Origin of the sequence: Marinithermus hydrothermalis DSM 14884 (assembly GCF_000195335.1) — a bacterium.
In the GTDB taxonomy this organism is placed as follows: domain Bacteria; phylum Deinococcota; class Deinococci; order Deinococcales; family Marinithermaceae; genus Marinithermus; species Marinithermus hydrothermalis.
This window is the reverse complement of the sequence record NC_015387.1, coordinates 417,396-432,950: the sequence shown is the minus strand read 5'-3', so window position 1 is coordinate 432,950 and position 15,555 is coordinate 417,396. Positions and strand designations below refer to the sequence as shown.

General features: G+C 65.8%; 14 protein-coding genes and 6 tRNA genes. 2 read left to right on the top strand and 18 right to left on the bottom strand.

From position 1 onward, the window contains the following. Positions 1-4: 4 nt before the first annotated feature. From MARKY_RS02315 to MARKY_RS02240, 16 genes are all read right to left on the bottom strand, one after another. Positions 5-235 carry a hypothetical protein gene (locus tag MARKY_RS02315; RefSeq protein WP_041658220.1) on the bottom strand — a complete coding sequence of 77 codons (231 nt, stop codon included), beginning with the start codon at positions 233-235 and terminating at the stop codon, positions 5-7. A gap of 34 nt (positions 236-269) precedes the next feature. After that, positions 270-839, bottom strand: coding sequence for a class II aldolase/adducin family protein (locus tag MARKY_RS02310; protein ID WP_041657773.1), 570 nt, complete (start codon positions 837-839; stop codon positions 270-272). A 51-nt stretch (positions 840-890) separates the two neighbouring features. Further along, the gene (locus MARKY_RS02305; RefSeq protein WP_013703252.1) at positions 891-5,480 is read right to left on the bottom strand and encodes a DNA-directed RNA polymerase subunit beta'; all 4,590 of its coding nucleotides are present in this window, start codon (positions 5,478-5,480) and stop codon (positions 891-893) included. Positions 5,481-5,493: 13 nt separating this feature from the next. After that, entirely contained in the window at positions 5,494-8,859 is a 3,366-nt protein-coding gene (gene rpoB / locus MARKY_RS02300) for a DNA-directed RNA polymerase subunit beta (protein WP_013703251.1), read from the bottom strand. 153 nt (positions 8,860-9,012) lie between these two features. After that, positions 9,013-9,393 (bottom strand): 50S ribosomal protein L7/L12, encoded by a 381-nt coding sequence (gene rplL / locus MARKY_RS02295; RefSeq protein WP_013703250.1) that lies wholly within the window; start codon positions 9,391-9,393, stop codon positions 9,013-9,015. A 22-nt stretch (positions 9,394-9,415) separates the two neighbouring features. Beyond that, positions 9,416-9,946, bottom strand: a complete 531-nt coding sequence (gene rplJ, locus MARKY_RS02290) for a 50S ribosomal protein L10 (RefSeq protein WP_013703249.1) — start codon at positions 9,944-9,946, stop codon at positions 9,416-9,418. Positions 9,947-10,152: 206 nt separating this feature from the next. Then, the gene (gene rplA, locus MARKY_RS02285) at positions 10,153-10,842 is read right to left on the bottom strand and encodes a 50S ribosomal protein L1 (RefSeq protein WP_013703248.1); all 690 of its coding nucleotides are present in this window, start codon (positions 10,840-10,842) and stop codon (positions 10,153-10,155) included. Beyond that, complete coding sequence (rplK, locus tag MARKY_RS02280) at positions 10,835-11,269, bottom strand: 50S ribosomal protein L11 (protein ID WP_013703247.1); 435 nt, start codon at positions 11,267-11,269, stop codon at positions 10,835-10,837. Before rplK ends, rplA begins: the two co-directional genes overlap by 8 nt. A 92-nt stretch (positions 11,270-11,361) precedes the next feature. Further along, positions 11,362-11,919 carry a transcription termination/antitermination protein NusG gene (gene nusG, locus MARKY_RS02275; RefSeq protein ID WP_013703246.1) on the bottom strand — a complete coding sequence of 186 codons (558 nt, stop codon included), beginning with the start codon at positions 11,917-11,919 and terminating at the stop codon, positions 11,362-11,364. Then, positions 11,916-12,098, bottom strand: coding sequence for a preprotein translocase subunit SecE (gene secE, locus MARKY_RS02270; RefSeq protein ID WP_013703245.1), 183 nt, complete (start codon positions 12,096-12,098; stop codon positions 11,916-11,918). Before secE ends, nusG begins: the two co-directional genes overlap by 4 nt. 2 nt (positions 12,099-12,100) lie before the next feature. After that, positions 12,101-12,265, bottom strand: a complete 165-nt coding sequence (gene rpmG / locus MARKY_RS02265; protein ID WP_013703244.1) for a 50S ribosomal protein L33 — start codon at positions 12,263-12,265, stop codon at positions 12,101-12,103. Positions 12,266-12,326: 61 nt separating this feature from the next. Next, positions 12,327-13,544, bottom strand: coding sequence for an elongation factor Tu (gene tuf / locus MARKY_RS02260; protein ID WP_013703243.1), 1,218 nt, complete (start codon positions 13,542-13,544; stop codon positions 12,327-12,329). A gap of 86 nt (positions 13,545-13,630) precedes the next feature. Further along, positions 13,631-13,706 (bottom strand) — tRNA-Thr (locus tag MARKY_RS02255). Between the two features lie 3 nt (positions 13,707-13,709). Beyond that, positions 13,710-13,785 (bottom strand) — tRNA-Gly (locus MARKY_RS02250). A 3-nt stretch (positions 13,786-13,788) separates the two neighbouring features. Further along, positions 13,789-13,874: transfer RNA gene (locus tag MARKY_RS02245), tRNA-Tyr, on the bottom strand. 23 nt (positions 13,875-13,897) lie between these two features. Then, positions 13,898-13,973: transfer RNA gene (locus MARKY_RS02240), tRNA-Thr, on the bottom strand. A 220-nt stretch (positions 13,974-14,193) separates the two neighbouring features. Here MARKY_RS02240 and MARKY_RS02235 point away from each other — a divergent pair. Beyond that, the gene (locus MARKY_RS02235) at positions 14,194-14,553 is read left to right on the top strand and encodes a hypothetical protein (RefSeq protein WP_013703242.1); all 360 of its coding nucleotides are present in this window, start codon (positions 14,194-14,196) and stop codon (positions 14,551-14,553) included. A 6-nt stretch (positions 14,554-14,559) separates the two neighbouring features. Here MARKY_RS02235 and MARKY_RS02230 read toward each other — a convergent pair. Together MARKY_RS02230 and MARKY_RS02225 are read right to left on the bottom strand one after the other, a co-directional pair. Beyond that, positions 14,560-14,635: transfer RNA gene (locus MARKY_RS02230), tRNA-Phe, on the bottom strand. Positions 14,636-14,640: 5 nt separating this feature from the next. Next, a tRNA-Asp gene (locus tag MARKY_RS02225) sits at positions 14,641-14,717 on the bottom strand. Positions 14,718-14,891: 174 nt separating this feature from the next. Here MARKY_RS02225 and MARKY_RS02220 point away from each other — a divergent pair. Beyond that, a complete protein-coding gene (locus MARKY_RS02220; RefSeq protein ID WP_013703241.1) occupies positions 14,892-15,554 on the top strand; it encodes an HAD family hydrolase in 663 nt (220 codons plus the stop codon). The last annotated feature ends 1 nt before the right edge of the window (position 15,555 follow it).

The following is a 15,555-nucleotide window of genomic DNA, read 5'->3' as shown; positions in this document are numbered from 1 at the left end:
CGCGCTACCGTCCTTCCTCATCCCCGCACCAGGCCTCCTCGAGGAGCTCGAAGGTCCAGGCCCGCACTCCCTCCACGCGCGTGGCCTCCTCCACCAGGTCCGGCCCCACGCCCCAAACCTCGAGGAGGTACCGTTCCTCCTCTGGTTGGGCGAGGAGGCGGTAAGGGTACGGGTACCGACGCGCCAGGCGTGCCAGGGCCTCGAAGTCGCGCCCTTCAACGAAGAGTACCTTCATGGTCTCGGGCACCCCCAACAACGACGCGCGTGCGTTACGAACGGCCTGACCATAGCTTACTGTACAGGAGGATCTCCGCGGACTCCTCCAGAACCGTGATGAGGGTGTAGGCCTCCACCAAGTCCCGCCCCTTGGCGAACGCCCCGTGCCCCTTGAGCACGCACACCGGATGGGTGCGCAACGCCTCGGCGACGGCCCGGGCGGCTTCGGGGGTAGCGGAGACCGTTTTGGGCGCGAGTACCGGCACCTCGGGCATGTAGTAGCGGCCCTCGAGGTCCACCGGACGGATCACCTCCAGGTGCAGCGACAGCGCGACCGCGGTGCGGGGGTGCGCGTGCACGACCGCGCGGGCGTCGGTCTGCCGGTAGATCTCCCGGTGAATGACGGTCTCGATCGAAGCGCCTTGGTCACGCTCGGGATTCGGATCCAGCCCGAGCTCGAGCAAGTCCTCCGGCTCGAGTCGCCCCTTGAGCGTGCCGCTTTTGGTGATGATGAGGCCGGTCTCGGTACGCACCGAGAAGTTGCCGGCCTTAGCGGAAATAAGCCGTTGCGCGAACAGATCCGCGCCTACCTGGCGAAACTGCGCGTACAGGGTCTCGGTCATGGCTCCCATAAGAAAAGCCCCGGGGCGTCCCCGGGGCTTTGGGTCAGATCGTTACAGCTCCTGGCCGGGTTGGATGCGCCGCCCGCGACGCTTCGCCGGGGCCGGCACCGCTGCCTCGGCTTCCTTGCGGGCCTCCTCGATCCTCTGCAGCGTACGCTCGTCCACCACCTGGGTGCGGCGCACGTGGTCCGAGCCGGTCCCGGCGGGGATCAGCTTCCCGAGAATCACGTTTTCCTTCAGGCCGATCAGCTCGTCGGCCTTGCCCTGGATGGCCGCCTCGGTCAGCACGTGCGTGGTGTGCTGGAAGGACGCCGCGGAGAGCCAGGACTTGGTGGAGAGCGCGGACTTGGTCACCCCCATCAGGACCGGCTTCCAGGAGGCGGGCATCTTTCCTTCGGCCATCAGCTTCTCGTTCGTGGCCTCAACGTCCCAGCGCTCCAGGACCTGCCCCTCGAGGTAGCGCGAGTCGCCCGGATCGGTGATCTCCACGTACTTCAGCATCTGCCGCACGATGATCTCGATGTGCTTGTCATGGATCTTCACGCCCTGGGCGCGGTACACGCGCTGGATCTCGTCCACCAGGTAGCGCTGCACGGCCTCGGGGCCCTTGGCGTCGAGTAGCTGGTGCGGGTCCACCGCGCCGCGCGTGAGGGGAGCGCCTGCGGTGACGAAGTCGCCGTCCTTTACAGTCAGGCGGGCGGCCTTGTCCACCTTGTACTCCTTCTGGAAGTCCCCGTCCACCACGAAGATCGAGAGCTTGTCCTCGCCCTCCTCGATGCGGACGGTGCCGTCGATCTCGGCGATCACCGCCTTCTGCTTGGGCCGGCGCGCCTCGAACAACTCGATGACGCGCGGCAGACCCAGGGTGATGTCCGAACCGGTCGCAACCCCGCCGGTGTGGAAGGTACGCATGGTGAGCTGGGTGCCCGGCTCGCCGATCGACTCGGCCGCGACCACCCCAACCGCCTCCCCGATCGAAACCGGACGCGCCATGGACAGGTCCCAGCCGTAGCACTTCTGGCAGACCCCGTAGCGCGTGCGGCAGGTGAGGGGGCTGTACACCGGGACCTCCTCGATCTCCCCGGCCTCCGCGGCCTTCACGATCAAGGCCACGTCCTCAAGGGTGAGGTGCTCCCCTTCCTGGAAGGTCCGGCCGCCCACCTCGAACTCGCGGGCCACGGTGCGGCCGTAGAGGCCCTGCTCGATATCCCCCTTCTTACGCACCTTGCGGGTGCGGGAGAGCTCGTCGAGGTGGGTGAGCGGCACGCTGATGTAATCCGTGGTGCCGCAGTCCGCCTCGCGCACCACGATCTCGTGCGCGACGTCCACGAGCTTCCGGGTGAGGTACCCCGAGTCCGCGGTCCTAAGCGCGGTGTCCGCTCCGCCCTTACGCGCCCCGTGCGTGGAGATGAAGTACTCGAGCACCGTCAAGCCCTCGCGGAAGTTCGCGCGGATCGGTACCTCCATGATCTCGCCCGAGGGCTTGGCCATGAGGCCGCGCATCCCGCACAACTGGCGGATCTGCTGCGGGTTACCGCGCGCCCCGGACTGGCTCATCACGTACAGCGGGTTGAAGGGGTAGTTCTCCTCGAAGTTCCGGAAGACCGCCGCGGTGACCTTCTCCGTGGTCTCGCTCCAGAGCTGGACGATCTGCTGGTAGCGCTCGGCCTCGGTGAGGAAGCCGCGCGCGTACGCCCACTCGATGCGCTCGAGGGCCTGGTCGGCCTCCTTGAGGTACTGCTGCTTCTCGGGCGGGATGACCGCGTCATCGATCCCGATGGTGATCCCGCTGGTGGTGGAGTAGTAGAAGCCATAGTACTTGAGGGCATCGAGGAGCTTCGCGGTCTTCTCCATGCCGAGCAGCATGAAGGAGCGGTACACCAGGTCGCGCAGCGAGTTCTTTTCCTGCACGAGGTTGAAGTTCAACAGCTCCTCGGGCACCTCGGCGTCCGGGTCCCCGTCGGTGATCGCTTCCTCCACAATACGGGCGAACAAGGCCCGGCCCGGGCTGGTCTCGACCAGATGGCCGTTGACGCGGATGGTGACCACGTCCTGCAGGTCGATCAGGCCCTGCTGCACCGCGAGAAGCGCCTCGTCGGGGTTCGCGAACACGTACTTGACGCGCCCGACCGTGGTCTCCTTGCCCGCGATCTTGATCGGGGCGTTCAGGGCGATCTCGCCTTTCTCGTACGCCTCGATTGCCTCCTGCGGCGTGGCGAACTCCCGGCCCGCGCCCTTCTTCTCCCGGCGGATCTGAGTGATGTAGTACAGGCCCAGGATGATATCCCGGCTGGGCTTGGCGATGGGCTCGCCCGAGGCGGGCGAGAGCAGGTTGTGCGCGGAGAGCATCTGGATGCGGGCCTCGGCCTGCGCGTAGGAGGAGAGCGGCACGTGCACCGCCATCTGGTCGCCGTCGAAGTCCGCGTTAAAGGCCTCGCACACCAGCGGGTGCAGCTGGATGGACTGCCCCTCGACCAGGACCGGCTGGAAGGCCTGGATCCCCAGGCGGTGCAGGGTCGGCGCGCGGTTGAGGAGCACGACCTTCCCGTGAATCACCTCCTCCAGCGCGTCCCAGACCTCATCCTTGATGTCACGGTGCCGCTCGAGCATACGGCGGGCGTTCTTGATGTTCGAGGCGATGCCCTTCTCCTCCATCCGCTTCAAGAGGAAGGGCTTGAAGAGCTCGAGCGCCATCCGCTTGGGCAAGCCGCACTGGTGGAGCTTGAGCTGCGGCCCGACCACGATCACGCTACGGCCCGAGTAGTCCACGCGCTTACCCAAGAGGTTCTGGCGGAACCGCCCCTGCTTCCCGGAGAGGATGTCCGTGAGGGAGCGCAAGGGCCGGTCCGAACCGGGGTTCGTGACCGGCGCGCCGCGGCGGCCGTTGTCGATCAGGGCGTCCACCGCTTCCTGCAGCATCCGCTTCTCGTTGCGGATGATCATCTCCGGCGCGCCCTGGGCCATCAGCTTCTTCAAGCGGTTGTTACGGTTGATCAGGCGGCGGTACAGGTCGTTCAGGTCGCTGGTCGCGAACCGCCCGCCGTCCACCTGCACCATGGGGCGCAAATCCGGAGGCAAGACCGGCACCGCCTCCAGGATCATCCACTCCGGCCGGTTCCCGGAGTCCTTAAAGGCCCGCACGATCTCGAGGCGCTTACGGGCCCGGGCCCGCTTGTGCCGCGAAGGGTTCTGCATCTCGGCCTCGAGCTCGGCCTCGAGGGCGTCGAGGTCCAGCTCCTTAAGGAGGGCTTGGATGGCCTCGGCCCCCATGCGGGCGTCGATGTCGTAGGACTCGATGACCCGCACCACCATGCGAACCAGGTCCACCTCGACCCGGCCGTAGATCTCGCTGGTGACCTTCCCGTCGTCCGCGAGGGCATCCCCAGGCGCGACGCGGTCCCCAGTCGTGACCAGAACGTCGTCCTCGAAGGGGTACAGCCGGGCCTTCATCACCACGATCGAGGCCGGCTCGTACAGGTGCACCACCCCATCCGCCTCGGCGTACACCTCCTCCTCGGGGTCGATCGCCCCAACGATCTTATCCCCCTTCAGGACCTCCATGCCCTCGCCCACCAGCACGTGCATGTGCGGCTCGAGCCGGTAGGTCTCGGTGCGGGTCCATTCAACGGTCAGGCTGAGGTGCACCTGGCCGTCCTCATCCTCCGCCTCGACCTCGCTCACGCCCACGTTGCGGGGCATGCGCACCAGGCCTTCGCCTCGAGCGAGGACCGTCCCCGGCTCGACGAGCTCACCAGCCCCCACCAGAAGCTCGAAGCCTACGGGAACCAGGTAGACCGCGCTGACCTCCTCGGACTCGGGGTCGCGGAGGCGTACGAGCGCGCCTTCCTCCCACTCCAGCACCTCGGCGACGCCGCCCTCCTCGGCCCGCAGCTCAAACGGCGCGTCCAGCTCCGCCAGAGGCTCGCCGGGGCGGTAGCGTTCCTGCTCGATCCAGGCCGCGGCGGGAAGGGTCAGGTGGGCGCGGTCGCGCTCCTTGTACTCCACGCTGATGCGGCGGGGGAAGCGGTAGAGCGCGACCCCATCCATCTTGCTCACGATGCCGGGGGCGAGCTCCTGGCCCTTGGTCACGTAATCCCCGTCCTTAACGAGGGCGTCAGTACCCGCCGGGATCGCGTAGGTCTCCTGCTTGCCGAACTTGAGCTCGCGGTACTCCTCGTCGGTCAGGAGCTGCCCGCGCTTTAGGGGCTCGCCGCCGAGCATGGCCCCCTTGGGGTCGATGACGATGTACTTGGCGAAGTACAGGACCTGCTCGATCTCCGCGACGGTCAGGTCAAGGAGCGTGCCGATCTTGGAGGGGACATCTTTGACGTACCAGATGTGCGCGGCCGGCGTGGCGAGCTCGATGTGCCCCATGCGGTAGCGGCGCACGATGGACTTCGTGACCTCCACCCCGCAGCGTTCGCACACCTTGCCCTCAAAGCGCTGCCGCTTGTACTTCCCACAAGCGCACTCGTAGTCCTTGACCGGACCGAAGATGCGCTCGTCAAACAAGCCGTCCCGCTCCGGCTTCAGCGTGCGGTAGTTGATCGTCTCGGGCTTCTCCACCTCGCCGTACGACCAGCTGCGGATCTTGTCCGGCGAGGCCAGCGCAATGCGAACCTTGCGTACTTCTTTTTTCATCAGCCCTCCCTCGTCACCTGCGGGAAGCCAGGCCCTCGAAGATATCGATCGGCCGATCGTTCTCGTCGTAGGTCTCTACATCCAGCCCCAGCGCTTGCAGCTCCTTGACCAACACCCGGAAGGACTCGGGGACGCTCGGCTCGGGCACATCCCCGCCTTTCACGACCGCTTCGTACGCGGCGTTCCGTCCCTCGATATCGTCCGACTTCAGGGTCAGCATCTCCTGCAGGGTGTGCGCCGCGCCGTAGGCCTCGAGCGCCCACACCTCCATCTCACCGAAGCGCTGCCCCCCGAACTGGGCCTTACCGCCCAGGGGTTGCTGCGTGATGAGGGAGTACGGGCCGGTGGAGCGCGCGTGCATCTTATCCTCCACCATGTGGTAGAGCTTCATCACGTACATCAGCCCCACCACGATCGGCCCCTCGATCGGCTCGCCGGTGCGCCCGTCGTACAGCACGACCTTGCCTTGCTTGAAGAGCTCCCTGAGCTGCTCGACCTCCGGCAGATCCGCGGGCACGAGCCCTTGCTTCGCCGCGCGTTTGAGCACCTCGCGCTCGCGCACATCAATGCCGAGGTTGCTCTGCTCGCGCTGCGCCCAGCGCAGCGTAAAGGCCTCATCGAGCAACGCCTTGATCTCCGCCTCCGTCGCTCCGTCGAAGATCGGGGTCACGAAGGTAAAGCCCAGCTCGCGCGCCGCAAGGCCCAGGTGCGTCTCGAGGATCTGCCCGAGGTTCATACGGCTGGGCACGCCCAGCGGGTTGAAGACGATATCCACCGGGGTGCCGTCCGGCAGGTGCGGCATGTCCTCGGGCGGCAGGATCTTGGAGACCACGCCCTTGTTCCCGTGACGGTTCGCGAGCTTGTCCCCCACCTGCAGCTTGCGCTTTTGGGCGACGTAGACCCGCACCACCTCACGCACGCCGGGTTTGAGCTCCACCCCCGGATCGCCCCGCTTGAGGCGCACGGTGCGCACCACAATCCCGCCCTCGCCGGGCGGCACGCGCAGCGAGGTGTCCTTCACGTCGCGGGCCTTCTCCCCGAAGATCGAGCGCAAGAGGCGCTCCTCGGGGCTGGGCTCGGTCTCGCCCTTGAAGGAGGTGCGGCCCACCAGGATATCCCCGGCCTTCACCTCCGCGCCGACACGCACGATCCCGTCCTCATCCAGATCGCGCAGGGCCGCCTCGGAGAGGTTGGGGATGTCGCGGGTGATCTTCTCCGGACCGAGCTTGGTGTCCCGCGCCTCGATCTCGTAGCGTTCGATGTGGATCGAGGTGTAGTAGTCGCGGCGCAAGAGGTCCTCGCTGATGATGATCGCGTCCTCGAAGTTGTACCCATCGAAGGGCATGATCGCCACCAGGACGTTCTGCCCTAGGGCGAGCCGCCCATGATCCGCGGAAGGCCCGTCCGCCAGAAGGTCCCCCCGCTTCACCCGTTGCCCCACGTTCACGCGCGGCCGCTGGTCCAAGGTGGTGCCCTGGTTCGAGCGCACGAAACGCGAGAGCACGTACTCGCGCACGTTCCCGTTCTCTTGCTCGATCACGATCCGCTCGCCGTCCACGTACCGCACCACGCCGTCCACGTCGGCGTAGACCGAGGTCAGCGAGTCGCGCACCACCCGGTCCTCGATCCCCGTCCCAACCACCGGCGCGTCCGCGCGGATCAGGGGCACCGCCTGGGCCTGCATGTTCGACCCCATCAGCGCGCGGTTCGCGTCGTCGTGCTCGAGGAAGGGGATCAGGTTGGTGTTCACGGAGAACACCTGCTTCGGCGAGACGTCCATGAACTCGACCTCGCTCGCCGGCACGATGACCGGCTCGCCCTTCCGGCGGGCCACCACCTTCTCCGTCGCGATGCGTCCCTCGTCGTCGAGGGGGGTGTTGGCCTGGGCGATGGTGTACCGGTCCTCCTCGTCCGCGGTCATGTAGTGCACCTCGTCGGTCACCCGGCCGTCCACCACCCGGCGGTAGGGCGTCATGATGAAGCCCAGCTCGTTGATCGTGCCGTACGCCGCGAGCGAGGAGATCAACCCGATGTTCGCGCCTTCCGGCGTCTCGATCGGGCAGATGCGCCCGTAGTGCGTGCGGTGCACGTCACGCACGTCGAAGCCCGCGCGCTCGCGCGTCAGCCCCCCGGGGCCCAAGGCCGAGATGCGCCGCTTGTGGCGCAGCTCGCTCAAGGGGTTGGTCTGGTCCTTGAACTGCGAGAGCTGGCTGCGCCCGAAGAACTCCCGAATCGCAGCGGCGAGGGGGCGGTTGTTGATCAGCTTAGCGGGGGTCGCGGCCTCCGGCGAACCCATCAGCATGCGCTCGCGCACCCCGCGGGCCATGCGCCCCAGCCCCACGCGGAACTGGTCCGCCAGCAGCTCACCCACCGTCCGGATGCGGCGGTTCCCCAGGTGGTCGATATCATCCGGCTCGTACCCCTCGAGCCCCGCCTGCAGGCCCAGGAGGTACTTCAAGGTCGCGAGCAGGGCCTCGTCCTTAAACTCCCCGTCCTTGAAGGACAGGAGGGTGCGGTCCGGCATCTCCACGCCCAGCTTGTGCTGGACCTTGTACCGTCCGGCCTCCCCCAGGTCATACCGCCGCGGGTCAGCGAGCAACGAGTACAGGTAACTCACCGCCTTGTCCCGCTTGGGCGGGTCCCCCGGACGCAGTACCGTAAACAGGCGCAACAAGGCCTCCTGAGGGCTCATCTCGAACACGCCCTCGTCGAGCACCGCGTTGATCAGGTCCCCATAACGCGCGAGCTCGCGCTTCAGGCTGACCTCGTCATGCCCCAACACCCGGAGGAGTAGGACGACCGGGAACTTCTTCTTGTTGACCTTCATCAAGAGGGCCCCGCTCGAGTCGAACTCGAGGTCGATCCAGGGCCCGCGCTTGGGCAGCGGGATGATCGAGGCCACGTACCGGCCGGGGCGGTTGGGGTCCATGGTGAAGTACACCCCGGGCGAACGGTGGATCTGGCTGACGATCACCCGGTCCGCCCCGTTGATGATGAAGGAGCCGTCGGGGGTCATGAGGGGCAGGTCCCCGAGGAAGACCTCGTCCTCCTTGATCAGCCCGGAGTCCTTGTGGATCAGCTGCAGTCGGGCGTACAGTGGGGCCTGGTAGGTGAGGTCCTTCTCCCGGCACTCGTCCGGCGAGAAGGGGGGATCGCCCAGACGGTACTCCAGGAAGTCCAGCACCAGCCCGCCGCGCCCCCGCTCCCCTTCCTCGATCGGGAAGACCTCACGGAAGGCCGCCTGGATACCGATGTTCTCCCGCTGGTGCGGGGGTACATCGAGCTGGAGGGCTTTGCGGAAGGATTCGACTTGGATCTGGGTAAGGGGCGGCAGGGGGATGACTTCCTGGATCTGACCGAACCGCTTGAATTTCTTCATGCGCTCACCTCTGGCGCGTTAAACGGGAGGGTGGGGGCAGGGGGTACCCTGGCGAACCCCCTGGTTCGCCAGGGCACCGGTGCTACCCCCTAAACTTGCACACCCGGTGGGACGGCAGGGGCATCACCCTAGGATACCACCTGCCGAGACGCTTTACTTCAGTTCGACGGTGGCGCCGACGGCCTCGAGCTTCTTCTTGATCTCTTCGGCTTCTTCCTTGGAGATGCCTTCCTTGATGGCGCCGCCCTTCTCCACCAGGTCCTTGGCCTCCTTGAGGCCCAGACCGGTGATGGCCCGCACCTCCTTGATGACCTGGAGCTTCTGGCCGCCCGCCTCCTTGAGGATCACGTCGAACTCGGTCTTCTCCTCAGCGGCGGCCTCAGCCCCGGCGGCCGCACCGGGCACCGCGGCCACGGCCACGGGAGCGGCGGCCTCCACGCCCCACTCCTCCTTCAGCACGTCGATCAGCTGCTTGAGCTCGAGAACGGTCGCCTGGGAAAGTTCCTCTTTAATGCGTTCGATGTCCAGAGCCATCTTCTTCCTCCTCTACCTTCGCTTACGCCGCTTCTTTCTGTTTCTTCACGTACGCGTCCAGGATGCCTACGAACTCGCGGGCTGCACCGCCCAGCACGCCAACCATCTCGGCCATCGGGGCCTGCAGCGTACCCACCAGTTCGGCGCGCAGTTCGTCCAGGGTGGGCAGCTTGGCCAGCGCCTTGATGTCCTCCGGGGAGAGGAGCTGACCCTGCAGCAAGCCGGCCTTAGCCTCGGGGATCTTCTTCTCGTTCTTCTCGGCGAAGTCTAGCAGGGCTTTCGCCGCAGCGACGGGGTCCTCGAAGACCACCACCGCGGTCGGCCCGGCCAGCGCCCCGTCCAGCTCGGGCAAGCCCAGCTCTTGAAGCGCGATGCGGATCAGGGTGTTCTTGGCCACAAGCAGGCGCGCTCCCTTCTCCTTCAACGCCTTTCTGAGCTGGAACTCATCACCGGCCGGTAGGCCCTGATAGTTCACCAGGAAGAACGAGCCGTCCGCAGCCTGCAGGGTTTCCTTCAGGCGGGCCAGGAGCTCGACGTTGCGTTTGCTCGGCACGTCTTCCTCCTCCGTGGGGGTGGGGGTCCCCCGGACCTCGGGCCTCGAAACGCTCCCCCAAAGCGCCTCGGCGGGGTTTCCTGTTCGTTTAAGGCCGTGTGCCCCCCGCTGTCTTAAGCGTCATTCCATGGCGCGGAGCCGGTCCGCACCGGGGTGCCGTCCGTTAGCTTAAAGCGGAACGCCGGGCACCGCAAGTCGGGCCTCCATTAGGAGTACGGGTTCACCCGGATGGAAGGGCCCATGGTGGTGGTGATGTAGACGCTCCGCAGGTAGGTGCCCTTGGCCGCCTCGGGCTTCGCCGCCTCGACCGCCTTGATGAAGGCACGAAGGTTTTCCGCGATTTGTTCCGGCGCGAAGCTCGCCTTGCCGATGGGCGCGTGCACCACACCGGTCTTGTCGTTACGGAACTCGATACGGCCGGCCTTGATCTCCTTGATGATCTCGCCGATGTTAAAGCCCACGGTGCCGGCCTTCGGGTTCGGCAACAAACCGCGCGGCCCCAGGATCCGCCCCAGCTTGGAGCCCACCGCGCCCATCATGTCCGGGGTGGCCACGACCGCGTCGAACTCCATCCAGCCGTCCAGGATCTTCTGGATGAACTCCTCGCCTCCGGCGTAGTCCGCCCCGGCCTCCTCGGCTTCCTTGATCTTCTCGCCCTTCGCGATGGCCAGCACGCGCACGGTGCGGCCGGTTCCGTGCGGCAAGGTCACGGTGGAGCGCACGTTCTGGTCGGACTTGCGAGGATCGATGCCGAGCTTGATGTGCGCCTCCACGGTCTCGTCGAAGCGGGCGGAGGCCAGCTCCTTGACCAGCCGGGCCGCCTCGTCGATCTCGTAGGTCTTCGTAGTGTCGACCTTTTCCAGCAACGCGCGGTACCGCTTACCGTGCTTAGGCATCGGGCATCCCCTCCACTTCCACGCCCATCGAACGGGCGGACCCGGCGATCTGCCGCGCGGCGGCCTCAAGGCTGCCCGCGTTCAGGTCCTTCATCTTCTGCTCAGCGATCTTGAGGCAGTCCTCCCAGGTGATCTTGCCGACCTTCTCACGGCCCGGCTTCTGGGCTCCCTTCTCGATCCCCGCCGCTTTGCGGATCAGGTAGGAGGCCGGGGGCGTCTTGGTGATGAAGGTGAAGGAGCGATCAGAGTAGATGGTGATCTCCACGGGAATGATCGCGTCCCCCATGTTCGCCGTGGCCGCGTTAAAGGCCTTGCAGAACTCCATGATGTTCGCCCCGTGCTGGCCCAACGCGGGCCCCACCGGGGGCGCGGGCGTGGCTTTGCCCGCGGGCAGCTGCAGCTTCACAATACCCACAACCTTCTTCATTTTTTGACCTCCTCTAGGCTCCCCCGTAATTCGGGGTGTTCACGCCTGCAGGGCCTGAAGCCAGAAGCCGACCCGGCTCCCGACTCCAGCCGTTACGCGCGGACCACCTGCGAGAAATCCAGCTCGACCGGGGTCTCGCGCCCGAAGATGGACACCAGCACCTTGACCTTGTTGCGCTCGGGGCTGATCTCGCTGACCACCCCCGTAAAATCGGCGAAGGGGCCGGAAACCACTCGCACCACGTCCCCTTCCTTGAAGGAAACCTGGGGCTTGGGCCCTTCCTTCTTGCCCGCCACGCCGCTGGCCTCAAGGATGCCTTGCACCTCATCCGGCGTGAGCGGCACCGGGCGGGTCGCGGTCCCCACAAACCCGGTCACGCCCGGGGTGTGGCGCACCACCTCCCAGGCCTCGTTGGGGTCCTCGGGGTTATCGCCGAGGTCCATCTGCACGAAGACATACCCTGGGAAGAGCTTGCGGCGCACCACCTCTTTCTTTCCGCCTTCACGGTGCTCCACGATCTCCTCGGTGGGGATGAGGACTTGAAAGATCTTGTCCTCCATGCCCAAGGCCTTGGCCCGTTTCTCGATGTTGGCCTTGACCTTATCCTCGTACCCCACGTAGGTGTGGACCGCGTACCATTCGATGCTCATCGGATGATCAACCGCATCAACTGACCAAACACCAGGTCATAGACCCAGAGTATGGTCATCGAGAACAAGGTGAAGAGCAGGATCGCCTCGGTGGACTGGATGATCTCCTCCCGGCTCGGCCAGGTCACCCGGGCGAGCTCTGCCCGTGCCTCGCGGAAGTAAGCGATGATCCGCCCCATGGCTACGCCTTAACTTCCTTATGGACCGTGTGCTTGTTGCACCACGGGCAGTGCTTGCGGAGCTCGAGCTTCCCCGTGGTGTTGCGCCGGTTCTTTTCGGTGGCGTAGTTGCGGCGCTTGCACTCGGTGCACTCGAGCAGGATTTTGATGCGTACGTCGCTGGCCATGGCTCTCCTCTTCAGACAGGGGGAAAGGGGGGAGGCCACCTCCCCCCTCTAGAAGCGGGGATTACTCCAGGATCTTGGTGACGACACCCGCGCCCACGGTACGGCCGCCCTCGCGAATCGCAAACCGCAGCCCCTCCTCGCACGCAATCGGCTTGATCAGCTCCACCGTGAACGTCACGTTATCCCCGGGCATCACCATCTCCACGCCCTCGGGCAGCGTCACCACACCCGTCACGTCCGTCGTCCGAAAGTAAAACTGCGGCCGGTACCCAGAAAAAAACCCCGTGTGCCGGCCCCCCTCCTCCTTCTTCAACACGTACACCTGCGCCTCAAACTTCGTGTGCGGCGTGATCGATCCCGGCTTCGCCAACACCTGGCCTCGCTCCACCTCGTCACGCCCCACACCGCGCAGCAACGCCCCAACGTTGTCCCCCGCAAGACCCTCCGACAGCGTCTTCCGGTGCATCTCCAAACCCGTCACCACCGTCCGGCGCGTCTCCCCCAAACCCACAATCTCCACTTCCTCGCCAACCGTGATCTTCCCGCGCTCAATGCGCCCCGTCGCAACCGTCCCCCGACCCGTGATCGTAAACACGTCCTCAATCGGCATCAGGAACGGCTTGTCCACATCCCGCTCCGGCGTCGGAATGTACTCGTCAATCGCGTCCAGCAACTCCCAAATCTTGTCCACCCACTCGTTCTCGCCCCGCTGCGTCTTCGGGTTCGCGTGCAGCGCCTCCAGCGCCTTCAGCGCCGAACCACGGATCACCGGCACCTCATCCCCGGGAAACTCGTACTGGCTCAACAGCTCCCGAACCTCCATCTCCACCAGCTCCAGGAGCTCCTCGTCGTCCACCATGTCCACCTTGTTCAAAAACACCACAATGTACGGCACGCCCACCTGACGCGCCAGCAAAATGTGCTCCCGCGTCTGCGGCATCGGCCCGTCCGCCGCCGACACCACCAAAATCGCCCCGTCCATCTGCGCCGCACCCGTGATCATGTTCTTCACATAATCCGCGTGCCCGGGACAATCCACGTGCGAATAGTGCCGCTTCTCCGTGTTGTACTCCACGTGCGCCGTGTTGATCGTAATCCCCCGCGCACGCTCCTCCGGCGCCTTGTCAATCTGGTCGTAGTCCTGCACCTCCACCGACGGGTCCATCGCCGCAGCAGCAAACGTGATCGCCGCCGTCAGCGTCGTCTTCCCGTGGTCCACGTGCCCAATCGTCCCCACGTTCACGTGAGGCTTCGTCCGCTCAAACACACCCTTGGCCATCGTAACCGTCCTCCCTACAGGTTTAACCGGCCCGCTAGGCTCCCCTCCTCAGGAGACCGGGCGGGCACGGTTACCGCTTGAAAATCTGGAGCTCGCGGCCGGACTTGAACCGGCGACCTCACCCTTACCAAGGGTGTGCTCTACCTGCTGAGCTACGCGAGCCCGTGGAGCGGGAGACGGGACTCGAACCCGCGACCCTCGGCTTGGGAAGCCGATGCTCTACCAACTGAGCTACTCCCGCGTGTGGTGGGCAGGGCTGGATTCGAACCAGCGAAGGCATACGCCAACGGTTTTACAGACCGTCCCCTTTGGCCACTCGGGCACCTGCCCACGCTTGGCGCTGCACCTGCAGCTGGAGCCACCCAGGGGAGTCGAACCCCTAACCGCCCGATTACAAGTCGGGTGCTCTACCGGTTGAGCTAGGGTGGCACCCTGGGGGCTTGGCGGGGAATCCAACCCCGTCCGAGCTAAAAGCCTAACACACCCCCTAATTCCTGTCAAGCCGCACGCCTAGGGCAAAAGCCGCTCCCCCCTAATCCACGAAGCCCCCCCAGCGCCCTGCCTCAGCCCGGCCAACCCAGAACGGCCGCCCGAATCGAATAGAATAAAAGCCACGAGTTCCTCATAAGGAATAAGGAGGTGATCGGGAATGGATCTCGTGTACAGCGCGGCGCTGGCCGCTGCTGGAACGCTCATCGAGGGAACCCCCGAGGTGCTCCGGGCCATCTCGATCGTCGTGGGGGTCATGAGCGGTCTAGGCGGCGGCATCGTCGGCGCGTTCAGCAGCGCGCTCGTGCAGAACGCAACCCCCCGCCAAGCGGTGGCCGTCGGCGCGGGTCTGCTCGCTGGAATCGCCGCGGGCCTCGTGGTCGGCACAGTGCTCGGCGGGGCCATGCCCCACCTCAGCGCCGCACGCGGTGCCGCATCGGGGTTGGTCGGAGGTGCGATTGGCGGTCTGTTGGGCGGGACCCTCAGCCTACTGGGAGGCCGCCCCGCGAGATCGCAATAAAAAGCGTGGTGCCGAGGGGCGGAATCGAACCGCCGACACTGCGATTTTCAGTCGCATGCTCTACCAACTGAGCTACCTCGGCACCTGTGGCGGCCCCGACGGGACTTGAACCCGCGATCTCCCACGTGACAGGCGGGTGTGTTAACCAACTACACCACGGGGCCACACGCTTTGTTTTTCGCCCTCAGGGCGCACCCTGATCAGGCACATAGGATGATATACGAGCCCTCTCGCCTTGTCAAGCGAACGCAGCCGCTCGCCTTTAGCCTGCCCAGCTGTCCCCCTCCAACGGGTTCGAGGAACCGGTCCCCGCCCCTCAAATGATCTAGAGTAAAACCATGAAACGCGCAGTTCTGTTCGATATTGGAGATACGCTCATCCTCACGCACCCCAAACTCTGGCTCGAGCCCTTCCTCGCCGAACGCAACCTTCCAGCGGACTGGTCGCGCCTTAAGGAAGCAGCCCGCGCCGCCTTCGCCACGTACCAGCAACGCCACCTCACCGCCACGACGCTCGAGGAAGCGCTGGCCATCTGGTACGCGTTTGACCGCGCGCTTTTGGAGGGCTTAGGGGTTCCCGAAGCGGAAAAGGTCGCTCAGGAGCTGGTACGCCAGTGGGATAACCCGGCGATATGGCCGCTCGCGCCCCACGCGCGGGAGGTGCTGGAGGCGCTTCGGTACCGAGGGTACCGGCTGGGCGTCGTTTCCAACTGGGATGGGTTGCTCCCGCACATCCTGCGGGTGCTGGGGCTCGCGGAGCACTTCGATACCCTGGCGGTCTCCGCGCTGGTGGGGGTCGCTAAACCCGACCCCCGGATCTTCAAGGCCGCCCTGGAGGCCCTCGCCGTACCTCCGGAGGCCGCCACCCACGTGGGGGACAGCCTCGAGGCCGACATCCAAGCCGCCCAGGCTCTGGGCCTGGGAACGGTGTGGGTGGATCATTACGGCCAGCACCGGGAGGCCTTGGGGGATCTGCGGGGCGTGCTGGAGCGGGTAGCATAGG